This is a genomic window from Citrobacter sp. wls706, assembly GCF_005281305.1.
Lineage (GTDB): Bacteria > Pseudomonadota > Gammaproteobacteria > Enterobacterales > Enterobacteriaceae > Citrobacter > Citrobacter werkmanii.
On sequence record NZ_SZXG01000039.1, the window covers coordinates 81,442 to 105,085 of the forward strand.

The 23,644-nt window shown below is 52.8% G+C and carries 20 protein-coding genes; 10 read left to right on the plus strand and 10 right to left on the minus strand.

Features of this window, described 5'->3' with window-relative positions; genetic code table 11:
• Nucleotides 1–312: 312 nt before the first annotated feature.
• A complete protein-coding gene (zapB, locus tag FDW92_RS19930; protein WP_019077914.1) occupies nt 313–558 on the plus strand; it encodes a septal ring assembly protein ZapB in 246 nt (81 codons plus the stop codon).
• Nucleotides 559–672: 114 nt separating this feature from the next.
• On the opposite strand, the gene rraA is transcribed toward zapB, so the two are convergent.
• The 7 genes from rraA to priA all read right to left on the minus strand — a co-directional run bounded on the left by rraA (nt 673) and on the right by priA (nt 8,657).
• Nucleotides 673–1,158, minus strand: a complete 486-nt coding sequence (rraA, locus tag FDW92_RS19935) for a ribonuclease E activity regulator RraA (RefSeq protein ID WP_008787034.1) — start codon at nt 1,156–1,158, stop codon at nt 673–675.
• Nucleotides 1,159–1,250: 92 nt separating this feature from the next.
• The gene (gene menA, locus FDW92_RS19940; protein ID WP_038636012.1) at nt 1,251–2,180 is read right to left on the minus strand and encodes a 1,4-dihydroxy-2-naphthoate polyprenyltransferase; all 930 of its coding nucleotides are present in this window, start codon (nt 2,178–2,180) and stop codon (nt 1,251–1,253) included.
• 67 nt (nt 2,181–2,247) lie between these two features.
• Nucleotides 2,248–3,579 carry an HslU--HslV peptidase ATPase subunit gene (gene hslU / locus FDW92_RS19945; protein WP_003028803.1) on the minus strand — a complete coding sequence of 444 codons (1,332 nt, stop codon included), beginning with the start codon at nt 3,577–3,579 and terminating at the stop codon, nt 2,248–2,250.
• A gap of 9 nt (nt 3,580–3,588) precedes the next feature.
• Nucleotides 3,589–4,119: an ATP-dependent protease subunit HslV gene (gene hslV / locus FDW92_RS19950; protein WP_003028805.1), complete on the minus strand. Its 531-nt coding sequence runs from the start codon at nt 4,117–4,119 to the stop codon at nt 3,589–3,591.
• A gap of 91 nt (nt 4,120–4,210) precedes the next feature.
• Entirely contained in the window at nt 4,211–5,185 is a 975-nt protein-coding gene (ftsN, locus tag FDW92_RS19955; protein WP_072014811.1) for a cell division protein FtsN, read from the minus strand.
• Nucleotides 5,186–5,278: 93 nt separating this feature from the next.
• Nucleotides 5,279–6,304: a DNA-binding transcriptional regulator CytR gene (cytR, locus tag FDW92_RS19960; protein ID WP_042313387.1), complete on the minus strand. Its 1,026-nt coding sequence runs from the start codon at nt 6,302–6,304 to the stop codon at nt 5,279–5,281.
• 154 nt (nt 6,305–6,458) lie between these two features.
• On the minus strand, nt 6,459–8,657 hold the full coding sequence (gene priA / locus FDW92_RS19970) for a primosomal protein N' (protein ID WP_042313385.1): 2,199 nt from the start codon (nt 8,655–8,657) through the stop codon (nt 6,459–6,461).
• A 257-nt stretch (nt 8,658–8,914) separates the two neighbouring features.
• Between priA and rpmE the strand changes: the two genes are divergently transcribed.
• The 3 genes from rpmE to FDW92_RS19985 all read left to right on the plus strand — a co-directional run bounded on the left by rpmE (nt 8,915) and on the right by FDW92_RS19985 (nt 11,660).
• Nucleotides 8,915–9,127 (plus strand): 50S ribosomal protein L31, encoded by a 213-nt coding sequence (rpmE, locus tag FDW92_RS19975; protein ID WP_003028810.1) that lies wholly within the window; start codon nt 8,915–8,917, stop codon nt 9,125–9,127.
• Between the two features lie 338 nt (nt 9,128–9,465).
• Complete coding sequence (locus FDW92_RS19980; RefSeq protein ID WP_042313383.1) at nt 9,466–10,146, plus strand: oligogalacturonate-specific porin KdgM family protein; 681 nt, start codon at nt 9,466–9,468, stop codon at nt 10,144–10,146.
• An 89-nt stretch (nt 10,147–10,235) separates the two neighbouring features.
• Nucleotides 10,236–11,660 (plus strand): MFS transporter, encoded by a 1,425-nt coding sequence (locus FDW92_RS19985; protein WP_042313381.1) that lies wholly within the window; start codon nt 10,236–10,238, stop codon nt 11,658–11,660.
• Nucleotides 11,661–11,713: 53 nt separating this feature from the next.
• On the opposite strand, the gene metJ is transcribed toward FDW92_RS19985, so the two are convergent.
• A complete protein-coding gene (gene metJ / locus FDW92_RS19990) occupies nt 11,714–12,031 on the minus strand; it encodes a met regulon transcriptional regulator MetJ (protein ID WP_003825168.1) in 318 nt (105 codons plus the stop codon).
• 265 nt (nt 12,032–12,296) lie between these two features.
• Here metJ and metB point away from each other — a divergent pair, with 265 nt between their 5' ends.
• Nucleotides 12,297–13,457 (plus strand): cystathionine gamma-synthase, encoded by a 1,161-nt coding sequence (metB, locus tag FDW92_RS19995; RefSeq protein WP_042313378.1) that lies wholly within the window; start codon nt 12,297–12,299, stop codon nt 13,455–13,457.
• A 2-nt stretch (nt 13,458–13,459) separates the two neighbouring features.
• Complete coding sequence (gene metL / locus FDW92_RS20000; RefSeq protein ID WP_042313376.1) at nt 13,460–15,892, plus strand: bifunctional aspartate kinase/homoserine dehydrogenase II; 2,433 nt, start codon at nt 13,460–13,462, stop codon at nt 15,890–15,892.
• Between the two features lie 26 nt (nt 15,893–15,918).
• Here metL and FDW92_RS20005 read toward each other — a convergent pair whose 3' ends face one another.
• A complete protein-coding gene (locus FDW92_RS20005) occupies nt 15,919–17,103 on the minus strand; it encodes a hypothetical protein (RefSeq protein WP_042313374.1) in 1,185 nt (394 codons plus the stop codon).
• A gap of 133 nt (nt 17,104–17,236) precedes the next feature.
• Here FDW92_RS20005 and FDW92_RS20010 point away from each other — a divergent pair, with 133 nt between their 5' ends.
• Nucleotides 17,237–18,793: a bifunctional UDP-sugar hydrolase/5'-nucleotidase gene (locus FDW92_RS20010; protein ID WP_042313371.1), complete on the plus strand. Its 1,557-nt coding sequence runs from the start codon at nt 17,237–17,239 to the stop codon at nt 18,791–18,793.
• Between the two features lie 38 nt (nt 18,794–18,831).
• Here the strand turns inward: FDW92_RS20010 and FDW92_RS20015 are convergent, their stop codons facing one another.
• Complete coding sequence (locus FDW92_RS20015; RefSeq protein WP_042313368.1) at nt 18,832–19,209, minus strand: carboxymuconolactone decarboxylase family protein; 378 nt, start codon at nt 19,207–19,209, stop codon at nt 18,832–18,834.
• 89 nt (nt 19,210–19,298) lie between these two features.
• On the opposite strand from FDW92_RS20015, the gene FDW92_RS20020 reads away from it, so the two are divergent.
• From FDW92_RS20020 to katG, 3 genes are all read left to right on the plus strand, one after another.
• Entirely contained in the window at nt 19,299–20,207 is a 909-nt protein-coding gene (locus FDW92_RS20020; protein WP_042313366.1) for a LysR family transcriptional regulator, read from the plus strand.
• A gap of 157 nt (nt 20,208–20,364) precedes the next feature.
• Nucleotides 20,365–21,252: a methylenetetrahydrofolate reductase gene (gene metF, locus FDW92_RS20025; protein WP_038636049.1), complete on the plus strand. Its 888-nt coding sequence runs from the start codon at nt 20,365–20,367 to the stop codon at nt 21,250–21,252.
• A 167-nt stretch (nt 21,253–21,419) separates the two neighbouring features.
• Entirely contained in the window at nt 21,420–23,600 is a 2,181-nt protein-coding gene (gene katG, locus FDW92_RS20030) for a catalase/peroxidase HPI (RefSeq protein WP_042313364.1), read from the plus strand.
• Nucleotides 23,601–23,644 lie beyond the last annotated feature (44 nt).

Genomic DNA, 23,644 nt, shown 5'->3' on the forward strand with positions numbered 1-23,644 from the left:
AATTAAAATGTGTGTACTGCATCAACAAAATGAGCGTTTTCGCGCCATTGCGCGGTATTTGTTATACAAAAATAGTGTGAGCTGAATCATTTCACCGATCAATCTCTTAACACTTAAGCGTTATGACAGTCATGTCACCAGGAGAAAGACTAAAAGTGTTGCAAACCGCAATCTGCGCGGGATGCCGCTGGACAGGGATGACGCGGCTTCATACAATCGGTGTTAAGTAGAGTGCGCTCGTTTTTATTAAGGCGTCGCCGGTTATCGGGACGAGGATTTTTATCCATCAACGCCTTGCAATTCAGGAGAGGTATGACGATGTCATTAGAAGTGTTTGAGAAACTGGAAGCAAAAGTACAGCAGGCGATTGATACCATCACGCTGTTGCAGATGGAAATCGAAGAGCTGAAAGAAAAGAACAACTCACTGTCGCAGGAAGTTCAGTCTGCACAGCAGCAGCGTGAAGAACTGGAGCGTGAGAACAACAACCTGAAAGAACAGCAGAACGGCTGGCAGGATCGTCTGCATGCCCTTTTAGGCCGTATGGAAGAAGTCTAATTACGCTTTATCTTTCGCGTAATCGCCCCTGTTTGTAGGCCGGATAAGGCGTGAGCCGACATCCGGCAATCAGCGACAACGCATAAAAAAAGGCACCTTGCGGTGCCTTTTTGATCACTCGATATCGAGCGGGTCTTCGGAGAGAATTATCCCGGTGTTGTCGGCGTACAGGTGGTCGCCGGAGAAGAACGTCACGCCGCCAAAGTTGACGCGCACATCGCTTTCCCCAATGCCCTCACCTGAAGCGCCTACCGGAATTGCGGCAATCGCCTGAATGCCAATATCCAGTTCTTCCAGATCGTCTACCTGGCGTACTGAGCCGTAGATGACCAGACCTTCCCATTCATTCTGTACGGCCAGCCGCGCCAGTTCGGCATCGACCAGCGCGCGACGGACAGAACCGCCGCCATCGACCAGCAGAATGCGACCACGGCCGTTTTGTTCGAGCAGATCGTACAGCAACCCGTTGTCCTCGAAACATTTTACCGTGATGATTTGTCCGCCAAACGACGACCGTCCCCCAAAGTTAGAGAACAGCGGTTCCACGACGTTGACATCTTCCTGATAGATGTCACAAAGCTCGGATGTATCGTATTTCATAGGCTTAACGTTTAGTTGCTGCGAGAATTTTTAGTATATCGCGCTATGTGTACTGTTGGCAAAATCATCAATTGTTAATTGATATTTGTCAGTTAAAGAGACCACTGACTTAAGAAAATTCCAACGACAAACAGCAGGTTAGTTAATAGTGCCGCTTTTACGGTGCGTTCCAGCATCGGGCGCATTGCCTCAGGGTTCATCTCACGCATCACGTAACGCGCCTGTTTGAAAAGCAGCGGAGCGGCAAGAATAAACAGCCATCCCCACAGGCTTTGCAGCGAGAACAGGTTAAACAGCGCCAGACAGACCAGCGTACCCATCAGCAGGCAGGCATGGTAGCGGCGGGCATTCACGGCGCCTAAACGCACGACCAGCGTGTTCTTGCCATTCTCTCTGTCGCTGTTGATATCGCGCAGATTGTTGACGTTGAGCACAGCGGTTGCCAGCAGGCCGCAGGCGGTGGCAGGCAGAATCAGCGCCGGAATCAGCGTATGGGCCTGTAAATACCAGCTTCCCATCACGCTGAGCCAGCCGAAGAATACCAGCACGGAAATATCGCCCAGACCGATATATCCGTAAGGGCGATTACCCACGGTGTAAGTGATCGCGGCGATAATCGACAGGCCCCCGAGCACCAGGAAACCGACAAAATCCGCCAGCGTGTGACAGGCCACGGCAACCAGGGCCAGACCAGACAGACAGATCAACACTACGGTGACGATCAGCGCGCGCTTCATCTGCTCTTGGGTGATAACCCCTTTTTGCATCCCGCGCAGCGGTCCAATGCGATCGGGCTTGTCGCTGCCTTTGACGGCATCGCCATAGTCGTTAGCGAGATTGGACAGAATTTGCAGCAGTCCCGCCGTAATTAATGCCAGCAGAGCAACCAGCGGATCGAAGTATCCTTGCCACCATGCTAATGCCGTACCGACGATGATCGCCGCGAAGGCGAGCGGTAAGGTCTTAGGTCGTAAACTTTCCAGCCAGGCTTGTGAGCGGCTAATTTGTTGTTGTTCAGTCATATTTAGCGCCAATAAAAATGGGGCTTTATCAGCCCCATCAACAGTGATGAAAATGCATTGAACGCGATTATAGGATAAAACGGCTCAGATCTTCATCTGCGACCAGCGCATCCAGATGTTTGCTCACATATTCGGCATCAATTGTGATGCTTTGGCCGTTCAAATCGCTCGCATCATAGGAAATATCTTCCATCAGACGCTCAAGAACGGTGTGCAGACGACGCGCGCCGATGTTTTCGGTGGTTTCGTTAACCTGCCAGGCCGCTTCGGCAATGCGTTTAATGCCCGATTCGGTGAAGTTAATGTCCACACCTTCGGTCGCCATCAGCGCTTTGTACTGAACGGTGATGGAGGCATTCGGTTCGGTCAGGATACGCTCAAAATCGCTGGTGGTCAGCGCCTGTAGTTCAACGCGAATCGGCAGACGACCCTGCAGTTCCGGGATCAGGTCCGACGGTTTGGCTACCTGGAATGCGCCAGAAGCGATAAACAGAATGTGATCGGTTTTCACCATGCCGTGCTTGGTGGAGACCGTGCAGCCTTCAACCAGCGGCAGCAGGTCGCGCTGTACGCCTTCACGGGACACGTCCGGACCAGAGGATTCGCCGCGCTTACAGATTTTGTCGATTTCGTCGATAAACACGATCCCGTGCTGCTCAACGGCGTCGATAGCTTCCTGTTTCAGCTCTTCCGGGTTCACCAGTTTGGCCGCTTCTTCTTCAATCAGCAGCTTCATCGCGTCTTTGATTTTCAGCTTACGCGGTTTTTGCTTCTGACCGCCCAGGTTCTGGAACATGGACTGCAGTTGGCTGGTCATCTCTTCCATGCCCGGAGGCGCCATGATTTCAACGCCCATCGGTGCGGCGGCGAGATCGATTTCGATCTCTTTATCGTCGAGCTGGCCTTCGCGCAGTTTTTTACGGAACGCCTGACGCGCAGCAGAAGGTTCCTGCGGTTGTTCAGACTGCCCCCAGTTATTTTTAGCTGGTGGGATCAGCACGTCGAGAATGCGCTCTTCCGCCATCTCTTCAGCGCGGAAGCGGTTTTTCTCAATTGCCTGAACGCGAACCATCTTAATGGCAGCGTCGGTCAGATCGCGGATGATGGAGTCAACTTCTTTACCAACATAGCCAACTTCGGTGAATTTGGTTGCTTCAACTTTGATGAACGGCGCGTTGGCCAGTTTTGCCAGGCGACGGGCGATTTCGGTTTTACCGACGCCGGTCGGGCCAATCATCAGAATATTTTTCGGCGTCACTTCATGGCGCAGCTCTTCGTTGAGCTGCATACGGCGCCAGCGGTTACGCAGGGCAATCGCCACGGAACGCTTAGCGTTATCCTGGCCGATGATGTGTTTGTTCAGTTCGCTGACAATTTCGCGTGGGGTCATTTCAGACATGGGGGATCCTTACGCTTTGGAGTTCAATTCTTCGATGGTATGGAAGTGGTTGGTATAAATGCAGATATCCCCTGCAATATCCAACGCTTTCTCAGCAATCTCGCGCGCGCCAAGCTCGGTGTTTTCCAGCAGAGCGCGTGCAGCAGCCTGGGCGTAGGGACCGCCGGAGCCGATGGCAATCAGATCGTTTTCTGGCTGGATGACGTCGCCGTTACCGGTGATGATGAGTGATGCCGTTTCATCTGCGACGGCCAGCAGCGCTTCGAGTTTGCGCAGCATACGGTCGGTACGCCAGTCTTTTGCCAGTTCAACGGCCGCTTTCACCAGGTGACCCTGGTGCATTTCCAGCTTGCGTTCGAACAGTTCGAACAGCGTGAATGCATCCGCAGTACCGCCCGCAAAGCCCGCAATGACTTTGTCGTTATACAGACGGCGGACTTTCTTCACGTTGCCTTTCATTACGGTGTTACCCAGTGTGGCCTGACCATCACCGGCGATTACCACATGGCCGTTACGGCGTACGCTTACTATTGTTGTCACGAGCAGACCCCTTGGTTACAAATGCAGAATACAGGCCCCGCACAGGATGCGGGGCGTAATGCAAGTATAGATGGGGGGGATTTTGGGGGTTTCAACCCCCAGTGGCGAGTCGAATGCAGTTTGTGTGACCAGCAACCTTCAGGCGGCTGATGGTGTTGTCGGCATTCTCTTTGCCTTTGACCGGACCAATGACCACGCGATTCCAGCCGTTATTGGTGGTAATACGCGAGTTGAACCCTTCAAAGGCCAGCTGCGCGCGCACGGTTTCTGCCTGCTCAGCGCCTTTAAATGACCCGCACTGAACCATCCAGCGGCGTTCATCTTTTTTCTCCGCCGTCTGTTTTGGCGGTTGCGTTTCATTCGTTATTGGCGCGGCCGGTTGCGTTTTCGGCTGAGCGGCGGTGGTATGCGCAGGCGTTTGCAGCAGATCCTGATAAGGCTGTTGCGCCGCCGGTTTTGGCTGCGGTTTCGGCTGTTGTACCGGTGCGGTTTGCGCCGTACGCGTTTGCGGCTGCTGGTAAGGCTGTTCCGTTGCCCGTTGGCGTGGCTGTTGAGCCTGCTGCTGCGTAGTGTTCCACTGCTGCTGTTGCACCTGACGTTGACGCTGCAGCGTTTGCTGGCGTTGCTCAGGCGTTTGTTCGTTCCACGGTACTTCGTTGAGCTGCGTTGGCTGTTGACGCATGTCAGCCTGCATCTGCGCCAATAACTGGCGTTGCTCATTGGTTAACTGGTCGGCGTTCAGCACCTCGCCGCCGGCGGACGGTTCGGTAGGAGCGCGTACGCCAGGCTGACGGCTTTCCAGCTCTTTGATGTATCGCCAGCGCTCTTCCGGTTTTGGTGGAATGCCATTGCCGGTGACTTTCTGGTTTTGCAGCGTTTCGGACTCTTCTTTCTTGTGATGCGTAATGAAGTACAGACCACCGATAAAGGTCACAAGTACGGCTGCAGCAATAGCAACCATAGTGGGCGATACCGCAGGCGTATTGCGTTGTTTTTTCCGTGATGTGCTCTTTTTGCGCCGCGAAGGTGCCGGTTGGCCGCGACGTACATAATCTCGTTGTGCCACTATCGTTTCGCTGTATTTATTCGTTCGTCAGCCCGCCATGTTACTTAAGCGGCGGGCCTTTGACCAGACAGGGGAGTCCGAAAGCACTTTACTTTACGTCAGTGCCCGGGTTGTACCCCGAATAATAAGCTCGCAGTCCAGTAAACGTGAGCCACTGCTGACGTTCTGGCCTTGTAATTGATCGAGCAGTAACAGCATAGCTTCACGTCCGATATCGAAACGCGGCTGTGCGACGGTTGTCAGGGGTGGATCACAAAATTCCGCGAGCGAAATGTTATCAAAGCCAATGATCGATAAATCGTCGGGCACCTTCAGGCCCTGACGTTTGGCGTAAGAGAGGGCGCCAAGGGCCATGACATCGCTGTGGCAAAAGACCGCAGTAGGCGGCTGTGGTAGCGCCAGGAGCTGTTTAAGCGCATTGGCTCCCGCTTCATAGGTAAAATCCCCGCGCGCGATGAAATGCGGATCGACCGTAATTCCGTTGCGGCGCAGTGCCTGAACGTAACCTTGCAGACGGTAATGGCACAGCGGCATATCCTCTGGTCCGGCGATACAGCCAATGCGTTTATGTCCCAGTTCCAGCAGATAGTTCATCGCGTTAAAGGCGGCGGTGAGGTTATCAATGTGCACGGTGGGAAGTTCCAGCTCTGGCGCGAACTCGTTGGACATAACCATCGGCGGTAAATTACGCTGCTCTTCCACGCTGGCATCAAACGGCAGGCGCGAGCTGAGCAGCACCATACCATCGATCTGCTTGGTGATAATGAGGTTAAGAAAGGTCTTTTCCTGCTGATTCTGGTGCGCGCAATCGCCGATAAGCACCAGATATCCCTGTTCTGCGGCGGTGACTTCTATGCCACGAATGACTTCGCTAAAAAACGGATCGCAGATATCAGGCACAATCACCAGAATGGTACGTGACTCATTACGCTTTACGTTGCGTCCCATCGATTGAGGTAGATATCCCACTTCCAGAGCAGCCTGCTCAACCTTGTTACGGGTTGACTGCGAAACTTTGTCTGGGTTCATTAATGCGCGGGATACGGTTGCCGTTGAGACTTTCGCCTTCAGAGCAACATCTTTCATCGTAGCGGCGGCAACCTGCTTATTCGGTTTCACTCTTTCTCCTCGCCAGGGCGGCTGGCACAGACTCGTCCCTGGATAACCTTCATCTGAAACATTTTTATCAGATAGTGAATGGAAGCGGTTACAGAATTTTCATAAAAAGTGTGATGGATATTTAATTTTACGATCCGCCTCGCATCGTGAGGGATTATCCCTCGATGGGATCGACATCCAGCACCCATTTAACCTTACGTGCATCGGGTAATGTATTAATCAGCGCCAGCGTGCCGCTGACGATATGCTGCAGGCGAATTCGCGACGGGTGCTGCAACAAAATTTGCCAGCGATAGCGACCGCCACGTTTGGGTGCCAGGGCAGGAACCGGGCCTAACACCCACAGTTTTTCATCGGCCAGCGGACTGGCCTGAATCAGATTTCGTAACTGCTGCAAGAACATCGGCGCATGCTGGTTGTTGTGATCTTCTGCCCGCACGATGACATGGCTGGTCCATGGGGGAAGCTGGAGCGTTTGTCGCTCGGCCAGCGCCTGTTCGGCAAAGGCGTCATAACCTTTATACAGCAAGGTTTGCAGCAGCGGATGTTCAGGGTGGTGCGTTTGCAGCACCACTTCGCCCTGTTTCCCGGCGCGCCCGGCACGCCCGGAAACCTGCGTATAAAGCTGGGCGAAGCGTTCTGCCGACCGGAAATCTGCGGAGAACAGCGCGCCGTCAACGTCCAGCAGCGCCACCAGGGTGACGTCCGGGAAATGGTGGCCTTTTGCCAGCATTTGCGTGCCGATCAGGATCCGCGCGCCGCCGCGGTGTACTTCCGCCAGATGCTGCTCCAGCGAGCCTTTACGGCTGGTCGTGTCGCGATCGATGCGTGAGATTGGCACGCCGGGGAAAAAAGGCGCCAGAGCCTGCTCAAGCTGTTCGGTGCCGAGTCCTACCGGAACCATATGCGTTGAGCCGCAGGAAGGGCACTGACGCGGTATCGGACGCTGACTGTCGCAGTGGTGGCAGCGCAGATGGTGCTGCGCCTGATGCAGCGTGTAGTAGTGATCGCAGCGCGGGCATTCAGCAATCCAGCCACAATCGTGACACAGCAGGGCAGGAGCAAAGCCCCGGCGATTCAAAAACAGGATCACCTGATTATCCGCCTGCAGGTGCTGACGCATACGGGCGATAAGCGCAGGGGCGAGTCCGGCCTGCACCTGCTGACCTTTCAGATCCAGTACGTGCTGAGTGGCTGGGCGGGCATTCCCGGCGCGGCGCGTCAGGCGCAGCATGCGGTATTTTTTCTGCCGCACGTTGCACAGCGTTTCCAGTGCTGGGGTGGCTGAGCCGAGAATGATGGGAATTTGTTCGCTATGGGCGCGATAAACCGCGAGGTCGCGCGCATGATAGCGCCAGCCTTCCTGCTGTTTATAAGAGCTGTCGTGCTCTTCGTCGATGACAATCACGCCCAGATTTTTAAACGGCGTAAACAGCGACGAGCGAGTGCCGATAACAATCGCCGCTTCGCCATTTTTCGCCTTCAGCCATGCCGAAAGACGTTCACTGTCATTTAAACCCGAGTGCAGGACTTCGACCGGCGCATTGAAGCGCTCGCGAAACCGGGCAATAGTTTGCGGCGTCAGGCCAATCTCCGGCACCATTACCAGTGCTTGTTTGCCCTGGGCGAGCACATTTTCCAGTACGCTTAAATAGACCTCTGTTTTACCCGATCCCGTCACGCCCGCTAATAGCCAGGCGCTAAAACTGTCAGAAGCGCTGTGGATCGCCCCGACAGCGGTAGCCTGTTCGGTATTCAGCCGCAGACGCTCACCGGAAACCGCGTAGTGCGTACGCCAGTCGCTAAATCCTGGCGTTTCGCTTGCCAGATCGCACAGGCCTTTTTTACGCAGCGCCTGCAAGGCGGCGTCATTAAATTCCAGCTCTGCCACCTGGTCGCGCCAGATTTTTCCCTGGCGTAATGCTGCCAGCGCCTGCTGCTGCTTGGGAGAGCGCTTCAGGCCGTTGAGATCAATAACCTGGCCCTCTTCAGTGGCAAACCAGTACCACATGGGCGCGTTGGTAGCCGGGCGTCCCTGGCGTAGCAGAATCGGCAGGGCATGAAACAGCACGTCGCCAATAGGATGATGATAATAGTCAGCTGCCCATAACAGCAGACGCCAGACGGAGGTCGAATAGACCGGTTCGCTGTCCAGCACTTCGAGAACGGCTTTTAATTCGCTCCGCGGCAGTTCGCTGTGCTCGCTGACGGAAAGGACGATGCCCACGCGCTCCTGCTGCTTGCCAAAAGGCACGCGTACACGACACCCGGCTTTGGCGCTCATGCCTTCCGGCAGGAGGTAGTCAAAGGTGCGAGGTAGCGGAACGGGTAAGGCAACGTGCGCAACGGGCATTGAATCATCCTGACTTGAAATCTGGCGGGTTAGTATACACATTAGTGAAGGGTAGAATGCGGATCAGTTTGCATGAGCAGGTTAATTTCTGTATGATTCGCCGCCTTTGATGCAAATTGATTGCGTCAAACAATGACCATTACCCGAGAATTTCAAGCTGTTGATGCAGTGTGAAAGGTGACGGGGAATAATTAACATCGCGTGGTGTCTGGCGTTAGGGCTGGAAGAGCGACGCGGCCTTAAACCGAGGTTTTCCCATGAAAAAAGATATTCACCCGAAATACGAAGAAATTACTGCAAACTGCTCTTGCGGTAACGTCATTAAAATCCGCTCTACTGTCGGTCACGATCTGAACCTTGACGTGTGCAGCAAGTGCCACCCGTTCTATACTGGCAAGCAGCGTGATGTTGCTACCGGTGGCCGTGTTGATCGCTTCAACAAGCGTTTCAGCATCCCAGGCAGCAAGTAAGTTTCAGCTGTCAGAAAAAAGCGCCTTACGGCGCTTTTTTTGTATCTGCGCCTGAAGACTGAAATTTATATTGATGTGTTGAATAGTGTCTTTTATTTAATAAATAAAACAGTGTTTTTATTTTTTAGGTAAAATGTTTCTACTGGTGATCTGCGTCCTTTTTATCTTCTGGTTTTTGCCACTCATGCTAATTGTTGGCAAAATACCAAAGGTTTCTGCTTTCTTTCTAAAATACACTTTCGTCGAAATATAAAATTATTCTTAATCCTTCATCGTTTCCCATTAATGGACGGAACGAGATGGGTAATTTCCTTGATTTAGTGTGAAGAGGGATGGTCATGAAATTTAAATCTGCGTTATTACTGATTCCATTATTCTCTGTGGCCGCGCAAGCGGGTTATGTTGATTATCGTCATGAATATTATGACGATGGGCGTAATTACGATCGTGTTTATATGTCTCATCGTTTTGCGACTGGTTTTGGTGTTGCAGTTGAAGCTATTTCACGTTCCGAAGATACGCAATCTAATGATGCGTGGAATAATATGGAAAGTAATGGCAACGAGTATACGGCAAGCTACCAGTTTACCTGGCGGGATCTTATCTGGCAGCCGGGTATTGCGATTGAAACGGGCGATAACATCACGATTTATAAACCTTATATCCGCGTACAGTACAATATCAATGACTGCTGGTGGACTGCGTTCCGCTATCGTCAGGAGTACATGCGCAGAAACACTGACGGCAAGGATGACCGCATGGTCTATCGTCCGGAAGCATGGCTCGGTTATAACATTCATGACTGGATGTTTGAGCTTAACGGTATTTATAAAATTGCCGATAGCGAAGATTTATATAACAACCGCAAAGACGATTATGAATATAACTTCCGTGTGGCTTATAAAATAGGTTCCTGGATTCCATTTGTTGAGGTGGGTAACGTTTCCTCCGGTTACAACACCACCACCACAGACGATCGTCAGACTCGTTATCGTGTCGGTCTCGGTTATAACTTCTGACCATTAATACTCTTCATAGCGGTTTATTACGCTGAGCATCGGTATATACATATAGTTTGCGTGAATAATGAGTCTAAGGAGTTGACATCATGTCTAATGATGGAACTACAATCGGAAGTAATCAAAGTATTGCTTTCAGGCCTTTCGGATTAAGAGATAAATTTGGTTATTTGTGTGGTGACCTCGGAACCTGTTTTATTCTTGGGTTGGTGAACAGTTTTCTAATGATTTATTACACTAACGTACTCGGTATTTCCGGCGTTATTGTAGGCTCGCTCTATTTTGTAACCAAACTCTTTGATGCGTTTGTCGACGTTGGCGTAGGGCGTTTATGTGATACCTCTAAACTAACGGTACATGGACGGTTTAACCCGTGGGTGCGCCGTATGAAGTATCCTTTCTGCATCATTGCGGTCGTCCTGTTCCTGCCATTTGTGAATGATTTCTCTTATACGGCGAAAATTATCTACATCTGCTGCTCCTATTTTATCTACGGTTCGTTGTTATCGACGGTCAGTATCCCGTATGGTGCCATGTCTGCGGCGATCAGCTCGAACCCGGAAGATCGTGTTTCGCTCTCAACCTGGCGCAGCGTTGGGTCTGCCATCGGCGGCGGGGCAACCGGCTTTTTTATTCCAATTCTGATGTACACCACCCTGGTGGACGGAAGCCAGGTGATTTCCGGGCAGCATTTCTTTTGGATTGCCATTGGTTGCGCAGTGCTGGGCTTTATCTTTTTAACCCTAACCTGTCAACTAACGACGGAACGCGTGCGTGTGGAGAGAAAAGAGAGCATGCCCGTGTCGGTATTACTGAAGGGGTTGTTACGCAACAAGGCACTGATTGTTCTGGTTGTGGTGGATCTGCTGATTGTGATTAATCAGGGGTTGTCCGGGACCAATATGACCTACCTGTTTAATGACTATTTCCATAACAAAGAGGCCATGTCCGTTGCATTGCTGTTTACCTTTGGCTCTCTGGTTTTGCTGGCGCCATCGGCATCCTGGCTCACGAAGCGGTTTGGTAAAAAAGAAGCGAGTGTAGGCGCGTTGCTCTTTGCGGTAGCGATGTATCTGATTATGTACTTCGTCCACATTACCGACGCGAAAGTCTATTTGGTTTTCCTGTTTCTGGCGACGCTGGGTGCGGGGTTATTCAACCTGATGATATGGGCGTTTATGACTGATGTTTGTGATTATCACCAGTATGTCACTGGCGATCGTGAGGATGGTACCGTTTATGGCGTGAACTTCTTCGCCCGCAAGGTTGGTCAGGCGTGCGCCGGGGCTATTGGCGGCTTTATGCTGGCCATCATTGGTTATCAATCTTCCTCAACGGGTGGGGCTGTGCAAACCAGCATCGTGCAGGAAAATATTTATACGATGGCGAATCTCCTGCCGGCTTTGTGCCTGTTTTTGGCGGCGGTCATTCTGATTTATTGCTATCCATTGAACCGTAAAGAAACGCTCAAAATGGAAGAAACATTGAATAAACTCAATGGAATTAGTAAGTAGCGTTGTGAAAGATGGCGGGAGCAATCCCGCCTTCTTTCATCTTTCTTCAACAATTAGTATTCCCACGTTTCCGGGTTGATACCCAGTTCACGCATGATTACCTTTGCTTCTTCCGGGATTTCATCACTGCGCTCTTTACGCAGGTCGTCATCGTTGGGTAGTGGTTGCCCGGTAAAAGCATGCAGAAACGCTTCACACAGCAGTTCGCTGTTGGTGGCGTGGCGCAGGTTGTTCACCTGACGACGCGTGCGTTCATCGGTAAGGATTTTTAACACCTTCAGAGGAATGGAAACCGTAATTTTTTTTACTTGCTCACTCTTCTTACCGTGCTCAGCGTATGGGCTGATATATTCGCCGCTCCATTCAGCCATGAGATACCTAATCCTCTTCGTCATTAATATTGAGGCCAGAACCTGAGCCCGGACCATAATTGCGCGTAGTTTATCGTAGTGGCGCGGCCCTGACACGAAGTAAGCCGACGCGGATGTACGCTAATGCATATAATTTTAACGGCTATTTGCGGTTTGCTCAATCTATACGCAAAGAAGTTTAGATGTCCAGATGTATTGACGTCTATTGTAACTATGATTAATCTGGTGCCTGACTTTTCACCGACTCAGCCAGGATCTCCTCAATATGACGCGTAAACAGGCCACCATCGCAGTGCGTAGCGGATTAAATGACGACGAACAGTACGGTTGCGTTGTCCCGCCGATTCACCTCTCCAGTACCTATAACTTTACCGGTTTTAATGAACCTCGCGCCCATGACTATTCACGCCGCGGTAACCCGACGCGCGATGTGGTTCAGCGCGCGTTGGCAGAACTGGAAGGTGGCGCGGGCGCGGTACTAACCAATACCGGTATGTCGGCGATTCATCTGGTGACGACGGTATTCCTGAAACCTGGCGATCTGCTGGTCGCGCCGCACGACTGTTACGGTGGCAGCTATCGCCTGTTTGACAGTCTGGCAAAGCGTGGCTGTTATCGCGTACTGTTTGTCGATCAAGGCGATGAGCGGGCGTTGCAGGCGGCGCTGGCGGAAAAACCGAAGCTGGTGCTGGTAGAAAGCCCCAGCAACCCGCTACTACGCGTGGTGGATATTGCGAAAATCTGTCAATTGGCGCGTGAAGCTGGTGCAGTCAGCGTGGTAGACAACACTTTTTTAAGCCCGGCACTGCAAAATCCACTGGCATTGGGCGCCGATCTGGTGTTGCATTCATGCACGAAATATTTAAACGGTCACTCAGACGTGGTGGCTGGCGTGGTGATAGCGAAAGATCCGGAAACGGTCACTGAACTGGCGTGGTGGGCGAACAATATTGGCGTGACCGGCGGCGCGTTTGATAGTTATCTGCTGTTGCGCGGCCTACGTACTCTGTCACCGCGTATGGAGGTGGCGCAACGTAATGCTCAGGCGATTGTTGATTATCTGCAAACGCAGCCGCTGGTGAAAAAATTGTATCACCCGTCATTGCCGGATAATCAGGGGCATGAGATTGCCGCGCGTCAGCAAAAAGGCTTTGGCGCGATGCTGAGTTTTGAACTGGATGGCGATGAGCAAACGCTGCGTCGCTTCCTTGGCGGGCTGTCATTGTTTACGCTGGCGGAATCGTTAGGAGGTGTTGAAAGTCTGATCTCCCACGCTGCAACCATGACACATGCGGGAATGGCGCCAGAAGCGCGCGCGGCGGCAGGGATTTCGGAAACGCTGCTGCGTATCTCCACCGGTATTGAAGATGGCGAAGATTTAATTGCCGACCTGGAAAATGGCTTCCGGGCTGCAAACAAGGGGTAAACATGAGTGTGATTGCGCAGGCAGGGGCGAAGGGTCGTCAACTGCACAAATTTGGTGGTAGTAGTCTGGCTGATGTGAAATGTTATCTGCGTGTCGCAGGCATTATGGCGGAGTACTCGCAGCCTGATGACATGATGGTTGTTTCAGCCGCAGGCAGTACCACTAACCAGTTGATTAGCTGGCTGAAGTTAAGCCAGACCGATCGTCTTTCTGCGCATCAGGTTCAGCAGACGTTACGTCGCTATCAGAGCGAGCTGATTAGCGGTTTGTTACCACCAGAAGTGGCCGACGGCCTGATCGGTGCGTTTATTCACGACCTGGAGCGTCTGGCCGGATTACTCGACAGCGGCGTGAACGATGCCGTTTATGCTGAAGTTGTCGGACACGGTGAGGTATGGTCGGCGCGTTTGATGTCCGCCGTCCTTAACCAACAAGGTATGGAATCGGCCTGGCTGGATGCGCGCGATTTTTTACGTGCGGAGCGTAGCGCTCAGCCGCAGGTGGATGAAGGTCTCTCTTACCCTTTGCTGCAGCAACTGCTGGCGCAACATCCGGGTAAACGCCTGGTCGTTACCGGTTTTATTAGCCGTAGCAACGCCGGTGAAACGGTACTGCTGGGGCGTAATGGTTCTGACTACTCGGCGACGCAGGTTGGCGCGTTGGCTGGGGTTTCTCGCGTAACTATCTGGAGCGATGTCGCCGGGGTTTACAGTGCGGATCCGCGTAAAGTGAAAGATGCCTGCCTGCTACCGCTGCTGCGTCTGGATGAAGCCAGCGAACTGGCGCGTCTGGCGGCTCCGGTCCTCCATGCCCGTACCTTACAGCCGGTTTCCGGCAGTGATATTGATCTCCAGTTGCGTTGTAGCTATACGCCGGAGCAAGGTTCAACGCGTATTGAACGCGTGCTGGCTTCCGGGACCGGGGCGCGTATCGTGACCAGTCATGACGACGTCTGCCTGATTGAGTTTCAGGTTCCCACCGGTCAGGACTTTAAGCTGGCCCACAAAGAGGTCGACCAGATTTTAAAACGCACCCAGGTGCGTCCGCTGGCGGTGGGTGTACATCCCGATCGCCAACTGCTGCAATTTTGCTATACCTCCGAAGTCGCTGACGGCGCGTTGAGAATTCTTGATGAGGCCGGATTGCCGGGAGAGCTGCGTCTGCGTCAAGGGCTGGCGCTGGTGGCGATGGTCGGGGCGGGCGTCACCCGTAACCCGTTGCACTGCCACCGCTTCTGGCAGCAACTGAAAGGTCAGCCGGTTGAGTTCACCTGGCAGTCGGAGGAGGGCATCAGCCTGGTCGCCGTACTGCGTACTGGACCGACGGAGAGCCTGATCCAAGGTCTGCATCAGTCAATTTTCCGCGCGGAAAAACGTATTGGCCTGGTGTTGTTCGGGAAGGGGAATATTGGATCACGTTGGCTGGAGCTATTCGCCCGTGAGCAAAGTACGCTCTCGGCGCGTACCGGATTAGAGTTTGTGCTGGCAGGCGTGGTTGATAGCCGCCGTAGCTTGCTGAATTATGAAGGGCTGGATGCCAGCCGCGCGTTGGCTTTCTTTGATGATGAGGCAGTGGAACAGGATGAAGAGTCGTTGTTCCTGTGGATGCGCGCCCACCCGTATGATGACTTAGTGGTGCTGGACGTAACCGCCAGCGAGCAGTTGGCGGATCAATATCTGGATTTCGCCAGCCACGGTTTCCATGTTATCAGCGCCAACAAACTGGCAGGTGCGAGCAGCAGTAATAAGTATCGCCAAATTCATGATGCGTTTGAAAAAACCGGTCGTCACTGGCTGTATAACGCCACCGTGGGTGCAGGTTTGCCGATCAACCATACCGTGCGCGATCTGATTGATAGTGGAGATACCATTCTGTCGATCAGCGGGATCTTCTCTGGCACGTTGTCGTGGCTGTTCCTGCAATTTGATGGCACGGTGCCATTCACCGATCTGGTGGATCAGGCGTGGCAGCAGGGGCTGACCGAACCAGACCCGCGCGTGGATCTTTCCGGCAAGGATGTGATGCGTAAGCTGGTGATTCTGGCGCGTGAAGCGGGTTACGACATCGAGCCGGATCAGGTTCGCGTGGAGTCGCTGGTGCCTGCGCATTGTGAAGAAGGCTCTATTGACCATTTCTTTGAAAATGGCGATGAACTGAACGAGCAGATGGTGCAGCGTCTGGAAGCGGCGCGTGAAATGGGGCTGGTGCTGCGCTATGTGGCGCGTTTTGACGCTAACGGTAAAGCACGTGTGGGTGTTGAAGCGGTACGTTCTGAGCACCCGCTGGCGGCATTGTTGCCGTGCGATAATGTGTTCGCCATTGAAAGCCGCTGGTATCGCGATAACCCGCTGGTGATTCGCGGACCTGGCGCAGGCCGCGATGTGACCGCCGGAGCCATTCAATCGGATATCAACCGCCTGGCGCAGTTGCTGTAGTTTGCGTTGCCGGATGGCGCTTACGCTTATCCGGCCTGGCTATGACACGAACCATAGGCCCGGGAAGCGGCAGCGCCACCGGGCAAATCACTCTGGGTGATCAGGATGTTGTATTTCTCCGTCAGCGTCCTTATCGTCTGAAACACCGCATGGGCCGAGTAACGGGCGCTATCCCGAAATTCCGGCTGTTGCTGCAGCCAGGCGATAAAATGATGACTTGCCCTCAGCGTTATCGAGGCCCCTTTTTCAACCTGTCCCTCCGTTAACAAACACACCATTTTACGCCTGTTGTTCTGTTGCCAAATCTGCCACTGGTTTTGCCACCATCCCTGATAACTTTTGCCCAGTAATTGCCAGGGCATGGTGCGTTGGTCGTCGCCCATTTCTTCATCCACAAACCAAAGCGAGGCGTGATGTTCGCGAAATTGTTCCGCCCATGCGGTAATCACAGCGCCGCGCAGAAAGCATTCGTGGGCGATGATGTGCATTTTAACCGTTGGCCAGAGATGGCTCAGAACGCGGAAATGCCCATGCGTGGTAATGACCGGGCGTAAAATCTTACCGCTGGCGTTACGTTTGAGCATCGCGCTGCCGTACTGAATTTCGTCAAACTGGCTGCGACGTAAAAACTGCGTTTCTCGCTGATTTACACGTTGGATAACATCGTCATGATTCGCTGTGGCCTCGACCATCCCGCGCCAGCGGTAAACTAATGACTTGCCAACAGAATGAGGGGAAAAGTTGCTGGAAATATGCAAAATATTGCCGCGAATAGCATCAAAACTGAGTAATACATACAGTTTCTGATCTGCACTTGCGCCCTGAAAAGGGACGATAAGCGGCACCGTCACTATTTGTTCTGGCGGATCAATAGTCGTCGATGGCGGTTGTCTGGGGGTCCAGACTTTTCTACAGCTCCGGCACTGTAGGCGCTGGGTTCCCTGTGGGTTATGTCCATAACGGATCGGTTCCCGCTGATAGCAATTTGGGCAAAAAAGACCGCTGTTAATTGCAAAATGTGTAAAACAGGCGGCCAACCACTCGCGGAAATGTTCAGCGTTAAACAGCGGGGGATAACTTCCGCATGCCCGGCAGTGCAGGGCGGCGTAGCCCAGTCGGTAATCGGGCCAGCTGTAATCAACTGAGTTTGCCAGCCCCAGATTTTTGCAGCCAAAAGACTTGCAGCAGTTGATGGTGAACAGAGAAGTCATCGCATTACCAACGATTTTTAATGGTCGTTGATTTTGCCCTGCAACTATTACCGATGGGTGTGAGTCTTCTCACATAAAAAAACCTTTCAGAACGTAACGTAGCGATTCTTTATATGACTGAAAGGGATTGATTATGAAGTTAAAAATGCTTGCTGTCGGTGTTCTGGTATCGCTGCCGTTATGGGCGTCAGCGAAAGACGTCACGATTATCTATACCAACGATCTCCATGCCCACGTCGAACCTTATAAAGTCCCGTGGATTGCTAATGGCACACGCGATATTGGCGGTTGGGCCAATATCACGACGATGGTGAAGCAGGAAAAAGCGAAAAATAGCGCGACCTGGTTCTTTGACGCGGGTGATTACTTCACCGGGCCGTACATCAGCAGCCTGACAAAGGGCAAGGCGATTATCGATATCATGAATACGATGAATTTCGATGCCGTCACTATGGGGAATCATGAGTTCGATCACGGCTGGGATAATACGTTGTTGCAACTGAGCCAGGCGAAATTCCCCATTGTGCAGGGCAATATCTTTTACCAGAACAGCAGCAAAATGTTTTGGGATAAGCCCTGGACCATTATTGAAAAAGATGGCGTAAAGATTGGCGTCATAGGTCTGCACGGTGTGTTTGCTTTTGATGATACGGTTTCGGCTGCGACGCGCGTTGGCATTGAGGCGCGGGATGAGGTGAAGTGGCTGCAACGTTATATCGATGAATTAAAAGGTAAGGTCGATCTGACGGTGGCGTTGATCCACGAAGGTACGCCGGCGCGTCAGTCCAGCCAGGGAAGTACAGATGTGCGTCGTGCGCTGGATAAAGATATCCAGACTGCAGGTCAGGTGCATGGCCTGGATATCCTGATCACCGGCCATGCGCATGTGGGCACGCCAGAGCCGATTAAAGTCGGTAATACCTTAATTCTCTCCACCGACAGCGGCGGTATTGATGTCGGTAAACTGGTGTTGGATTACCAGCAAAAATCGCATCAATATACCGTGAAGAATTTCGAGCTGAAGACGATCTACGCCGATGAGTGGAAACCCGATCCGCAGACGAAACAGGTGATTGATGGCTGGAATAAAAAGCTTGATCAAGTGGTACAACAGACGGTTGCCAACTCGCCGGTTGAGCTGACGCGTGCTTACGGGGAATCCTCTTCGTTGGGGAATCTGGCGGCGGATGCATTACTGGCTGCGGCGGGTAAAGATACCCAGTTAGCGCTTACCAACTCAGGCGGCATTCGTAATGAAATCCCGTCAGGTGCTATTACGATGGGCGCAGTTATTAGTACCTTCCCGTTCCCGAACGAGCTGTCTACGATGGATCTTACCGGTAAGCAACTGCGTAGTTTGATGGAGCACGGCGCAGGTTTAAGCAACGGCGTACTGCAGGTATCCAAAGGGTTTGAGATGAAGTACGACAGCAGCAAACCGGTTGGCCAGCGGGTCACCGTATTGACGCTAAACGGCAAGCCAATTGAGGACGCTGTGGTTTATCACATTGCCACCAATAGTTTCCTGGCAGACGGCGGTGATGGTTTTACGGCATTCACCGAAGGCACCGCGCGTAATACATCCGGCGGTTACTATGTCTCTAATGCCGTGGTTGATTATTTCAAAGCGGGAAATACGCTGACGGATGAGCAACTGAAAGGCATGCGCGTGGAAGATGTGAAAAAGTAACACGTTCAGGCCAGCAGACAATCCGCTGGCCTGTTGTTTTAGCCTCTGTGGGAGGCAAATACCTCTTTTGCGGCGAACAAGCCGTTGAGTGCCGCGGGGAAGCCAGCGTATACGGCCATCTGCATAATCACTTCGACGATCTCATCCTGCGTTAAGCCTACGTGTAATGCTGCGCCAATATGCTCCTTCAATTGCGGGGCGGCATTACCCAGCGCCGTTAACGCCGCGACGGTAGCAATCTCTCTACTGCGTAAATCCAGACCCGGTCTTGAATAGATGTCGCCAAAAGGAAATTCGAGCAGGTAGCGGGCGAAGTCTGGCGCAATATCTTGCAGACTTTCGACGACCGCATCGCCCCCTTTACCATCCACTTTTTGCAGCATCTTCTGACCGGTAATAAAGCGTTCTGAATGCATAATCTCTTCCTCATTTGTCTGGTATATGGTCTGAGGATAGAGCGTGCAGAATGATTGGGATAATACCGTTTCCGTGATACCTTTTCGGTATGACAACATCGCCTTTGCACACTCTGGATATTCGCCTGCTGCGTTACTTTTCCGTAGTGGCGGAAGAGAACAATATGAGCCGGGCGGCGCAGCGTTTATTTATGTCGCAGCCGCCGCTGAGTCGCCATATTCGCCAGCTTGAAGAACGTCTGGGGATGACGCTTTTTGTCCGTCATACCCGTGGTTTGACGCTGACGGAAGATGGTCTGCGCGTACTGGAAATAGTGCGTCCGCTGCTGACGATGTACGAAGAAACCTGCGCGACGTTGAGTCAGTTAGCGCAAGCTGGGGAGCACTCTTTGCGCCTGGGGCTAAGTACGGCGTTTGAACAAGGTGTTTTTGCTTCGCTTGAATCGCAGCTACACGGGTGTACGGAGAAACTACATATTGTTCGTCATGGTTCGCCTGAGCTGGTGCGGCAGGTTCGTCGGGGAAAACTGGATGCAGCGCTGGTGGCGTTACCGCTTGAGACTCCTGGGCTTACCGCTATGCAACTTGGCTGGCAAGAGCCGATGATTGCCGCATTACCCGCGATCTGGCCAGAGGCGAGCCTGCCGTCACTCTCATTAACGACGCTGAACCACCGGCCACTGTTCTGGTTTAAACGCGAACGGAACCCAGCCTTTTTTGATTACACCCGACATATTTTTCGTCGCGCCGGTTACTCTCCCGCCTGTATTGAAGAGCCGCTGGAACATGACGTGCTGCTGGCGCGGATCGCGCATGGCGACGGTCTGAGTTTACTCCCGGCCTCCTTTTCCGCTATCCAGCGTCAGGGCGTGATATTTCTGCCGCTTACCGATTCCGCATTACGTATCCACGTGGGATTGGTAATGCTGCCTGAGAGCGAAGCAACGTTGCAGTGGTTGCAGACGGTTGCGAACCAATCCCTCGGTCTTTCAGGTTGATGTGAATTTTTTTCACGTTGACTGAGTATTCCTCACCTTTAACGATGATTTTTGTGTTGACGCCAGCGTGCTTTTCCGTCATTTTTACATCTAGACGTCTAAACGTATAGCAGTTCACAACACAACATATAACGACAAAAGATTGATGAGGTAAGGTATGAGCTTTTTTCACGCCAACCAGCGGGAAGCGCTGAATCAGAGTCTGGCCGAAGTACAGGGGCAGATTAACGTTTCTTTCGAATTTTTCCCGCCGCGCACCAGTGAAATGGAGCAAACCCTGTGGAACTCTATCGATCGCCTGAGCAGCCTGAAGCCGAAGTTTGTTTCAGTCACTTACGGTGCAAACTCTGGTGAGCGCGACCGCACGCATAGCATTATTAAAGGGATTAAGGATCGCACCGGGCTTGAAGCGGCGCCGCACCTGACCTGTATTGATGCGACCCGCGATGAGCTGCGCACTATTGCTCAGGACTACTGGAATAACGGTATTCGTCATATTGTTGCCCTGCGCGGTGACCTGCCGCCGGGAAGCGGTAAACCGGATATGTATGCCTCTGACCTGGTGACTCTGCTAAAAGACGTTGCGGACTTTGATATCTCCGTTGCGGCTTACCCGGAAGTACACCCGGAAGCGAAGAGTGCTCAGGCCGATCTGCTGAACCTGAAGCGTAAGGTTGATGCCGGTGCGAATCGCGCGATCACCCAATTTTTCTTCGATGTAGAAAGCTATCTGCGTTTTCGCGATCGCTGCGTGTCAGCGGGTATCGATGTGGAAATTATTCCGGGCATCCTGCCGGTATCTAACTTTAAACAGGCGAAAAAATTTGCCGACATGACCAACGTCCGCATTCCGGCATGGATGTCGACTATGTTTGCTGGCCTGGATGACGATGCGGAAACCCGCAAGCTGGTGGGCGCAAACATCGCCATGGATATGGTGAAAATTCTCAGCCGCGAAGGGGTGAAAGATTTCCATTTCTATACTCTCAATCGCGCCGAAATGAGCTACGCAATTTGTCACACGCTGGGAGTAAGACCGGCATAATCAGTACGTCAGCCCTCTGCGGAGGGTTTTTTATTGATCATTTTGATCTACATCTCTGTAACTAAAAATATAAAAGGATCTGGCTATCGAATCTGTGGGTTATTTCGACTATATCTAATCTTTGGTGGTGTATATCGTAGTCATAACACTGTAAAGGGAGCATATAGATGAGCATGTCCGACGATAGCCAGAACGCATCAACTGCCGGTAAGTGTCCTTTCCATCAGGGCGGGCCGGATCACAGCGCGGGAGCTGGAAGAAGTAACCGCGACTGGTGGCCTAATCAACTCCGCGTTGATCTTTTGAACCAACATTCCAATCGTTCGAACCCGCTGGGTGAGGACTTCGACTACCGCAAAGAATTTAGCAAACTTGATTACTCTGCCCTGAAAGGGGATCTCAGAGCCCTTCTGTCCGAATCTCAACCGTGGTGGCCTGCTGACTGGGGCTCTTATGCCGGTTTGTTTATCCGTATGGCATGGCACGGGGCAGGGACCTATCGTTCCATCGATGGACGCGGTGGCGCGGGTCGCGGACAACAGCGTTTTGCACCACTGAACTCCTGGCCGGACAACGTCAGCCTGGATAAAGCGCGTCGTCTGCTGTGGCCAATCAAGCAGAAATATGGCCAGAAAATCTCCTGGGCCGACCTGTTTATCCTCGCGGGCAACGTGGCGCTGGAAAACTCCGGCTTCCGTACCTTCGGTTTTGGCGCGGGTCGTGAAGATGTCTGGGAACCGGATCTCGACGTAAACTGGGGTGATGAAAAAGCCTGGCTGACCCACCGTCACCCGGAAGAACTGGCAAAAGCGCCGCTGGGCGCAACCGAAATGGGTCTTATCTATGTGAACCCGGAAGGGCCGGATCATAGCGGCGAACCGCTTTCTGCGGCCGCGGCGATTCGCGCGACCTTCGGTAACATGGGAATGAACGACGAAGAAACCGTGGCGCTGATTGGCGGCGGTCATACGTTAGGTAAAACCCACGGCGCAGCAGCAGCTTCCCACGTTGGGGCCGATCCTGAATCTGCGCCGATTGAAGCGCAAGGCTTAGGCTGGGCCAGCAGCTATGGTAGCGGCGCGGGTGCAGACGCGATTACTTCCGGCCTGGAAGTGGTCTGGACGCAAACGCCGACTCAGTGGAGCAACTATTTCTTCGAGAACCTGTTCAAATATGAGTGGGTCCAGACTCGCAGTCCGGCTGGTGCTATCCAGTTCGAAGCGGTGGATGCGCCGGAGATTATCCCCGATCCGTTTGATCCTGAGAAAAAACGCAAGCCGACGATGCTGGTCACCGACCTGACGCTGCGTTTCGATCCTGAGTTCGAGAAGATCTCTCGTCGTTTCCTCAATGATCCGCAGGCGTTCAACGAAGCCTTTGCCCGTGCGTGGTTTAAACTGACGCACCGCGATATGGGGCCGAAAGCGCGTTACATCGGACCGGAAGTGCCAAAAGAAGATCTGATTTGGCAGGATCCGTTGCCGCATGCGTTCTTCAACCCAAGCGAAGAGGATATTCTTAACCTGAAGGCGACCATTGCTGCTTCCGGGTTGTCTGTGGGCGAATTGGTATCGGTAGCGTGGGCTTCGGCATCAACCTTCCGCGGTGGGGATAAACGTGGCGGCGCGAATGGCGCTCGTCTGGCGCTCGACCCACAGCGTGGTTGGGATGTGAATGCTACCGCAGCACGCGTACTGCCCGTGTTAGAGGGCATCTATAAATCAGCCCATACCGCGTCGTTGGCCGATATTATCGTGCTGGCTGGTGTCGTAGGCGTGGAGCAGGCTGCAAGCGCTGCGGGTGTCAGCATCAATGTTCCTTTTGCGCCGGGCCGCGTGGATGCGCGTCAGGATCAAACGGATATTGAGATGTTTGAACTGCTCAAGCCAATTGCGGACGGGTTCCGTAACTATCGTTCTCGCCCTGACGTATCAACCACTGAGTCACTGCTGATCGATAAAGCACAGCAGCTGACGCTGACCGCACCGGAAATGACTGTGCTGGTGGGCGGTATGCGCGTACTGGGCACCAACTTCGATGGCAGCCAGCACGGTGTCTTTACCGATCGTCCTGGCGTACTCAGCACTGACTTCTTCGTCAATTTGCTGGATATGCGTTACGAATGGAAAGCGGTTGATGAGTCACAAGAGCTGTTTGAAGGTCGTGACCGTCTGAGTGGCGAAGTAAAATACACCGCAACTCGCGCCGATCTGGTGTTTGGTTCTAACTCTGTACTGCGTGCAGTGGCTGAAGTTTATGCCTGCAGCGATGCGCACGAGAAGTTCGTGAAGGACTTTGTGGCGGCATGGGTGAAAGTGATGAACCTGGATCGTTTCGATCTGCTGTAAACAAAAACGCCGGATGGCGCTTGCGCGTATCCGGCATGGTATGA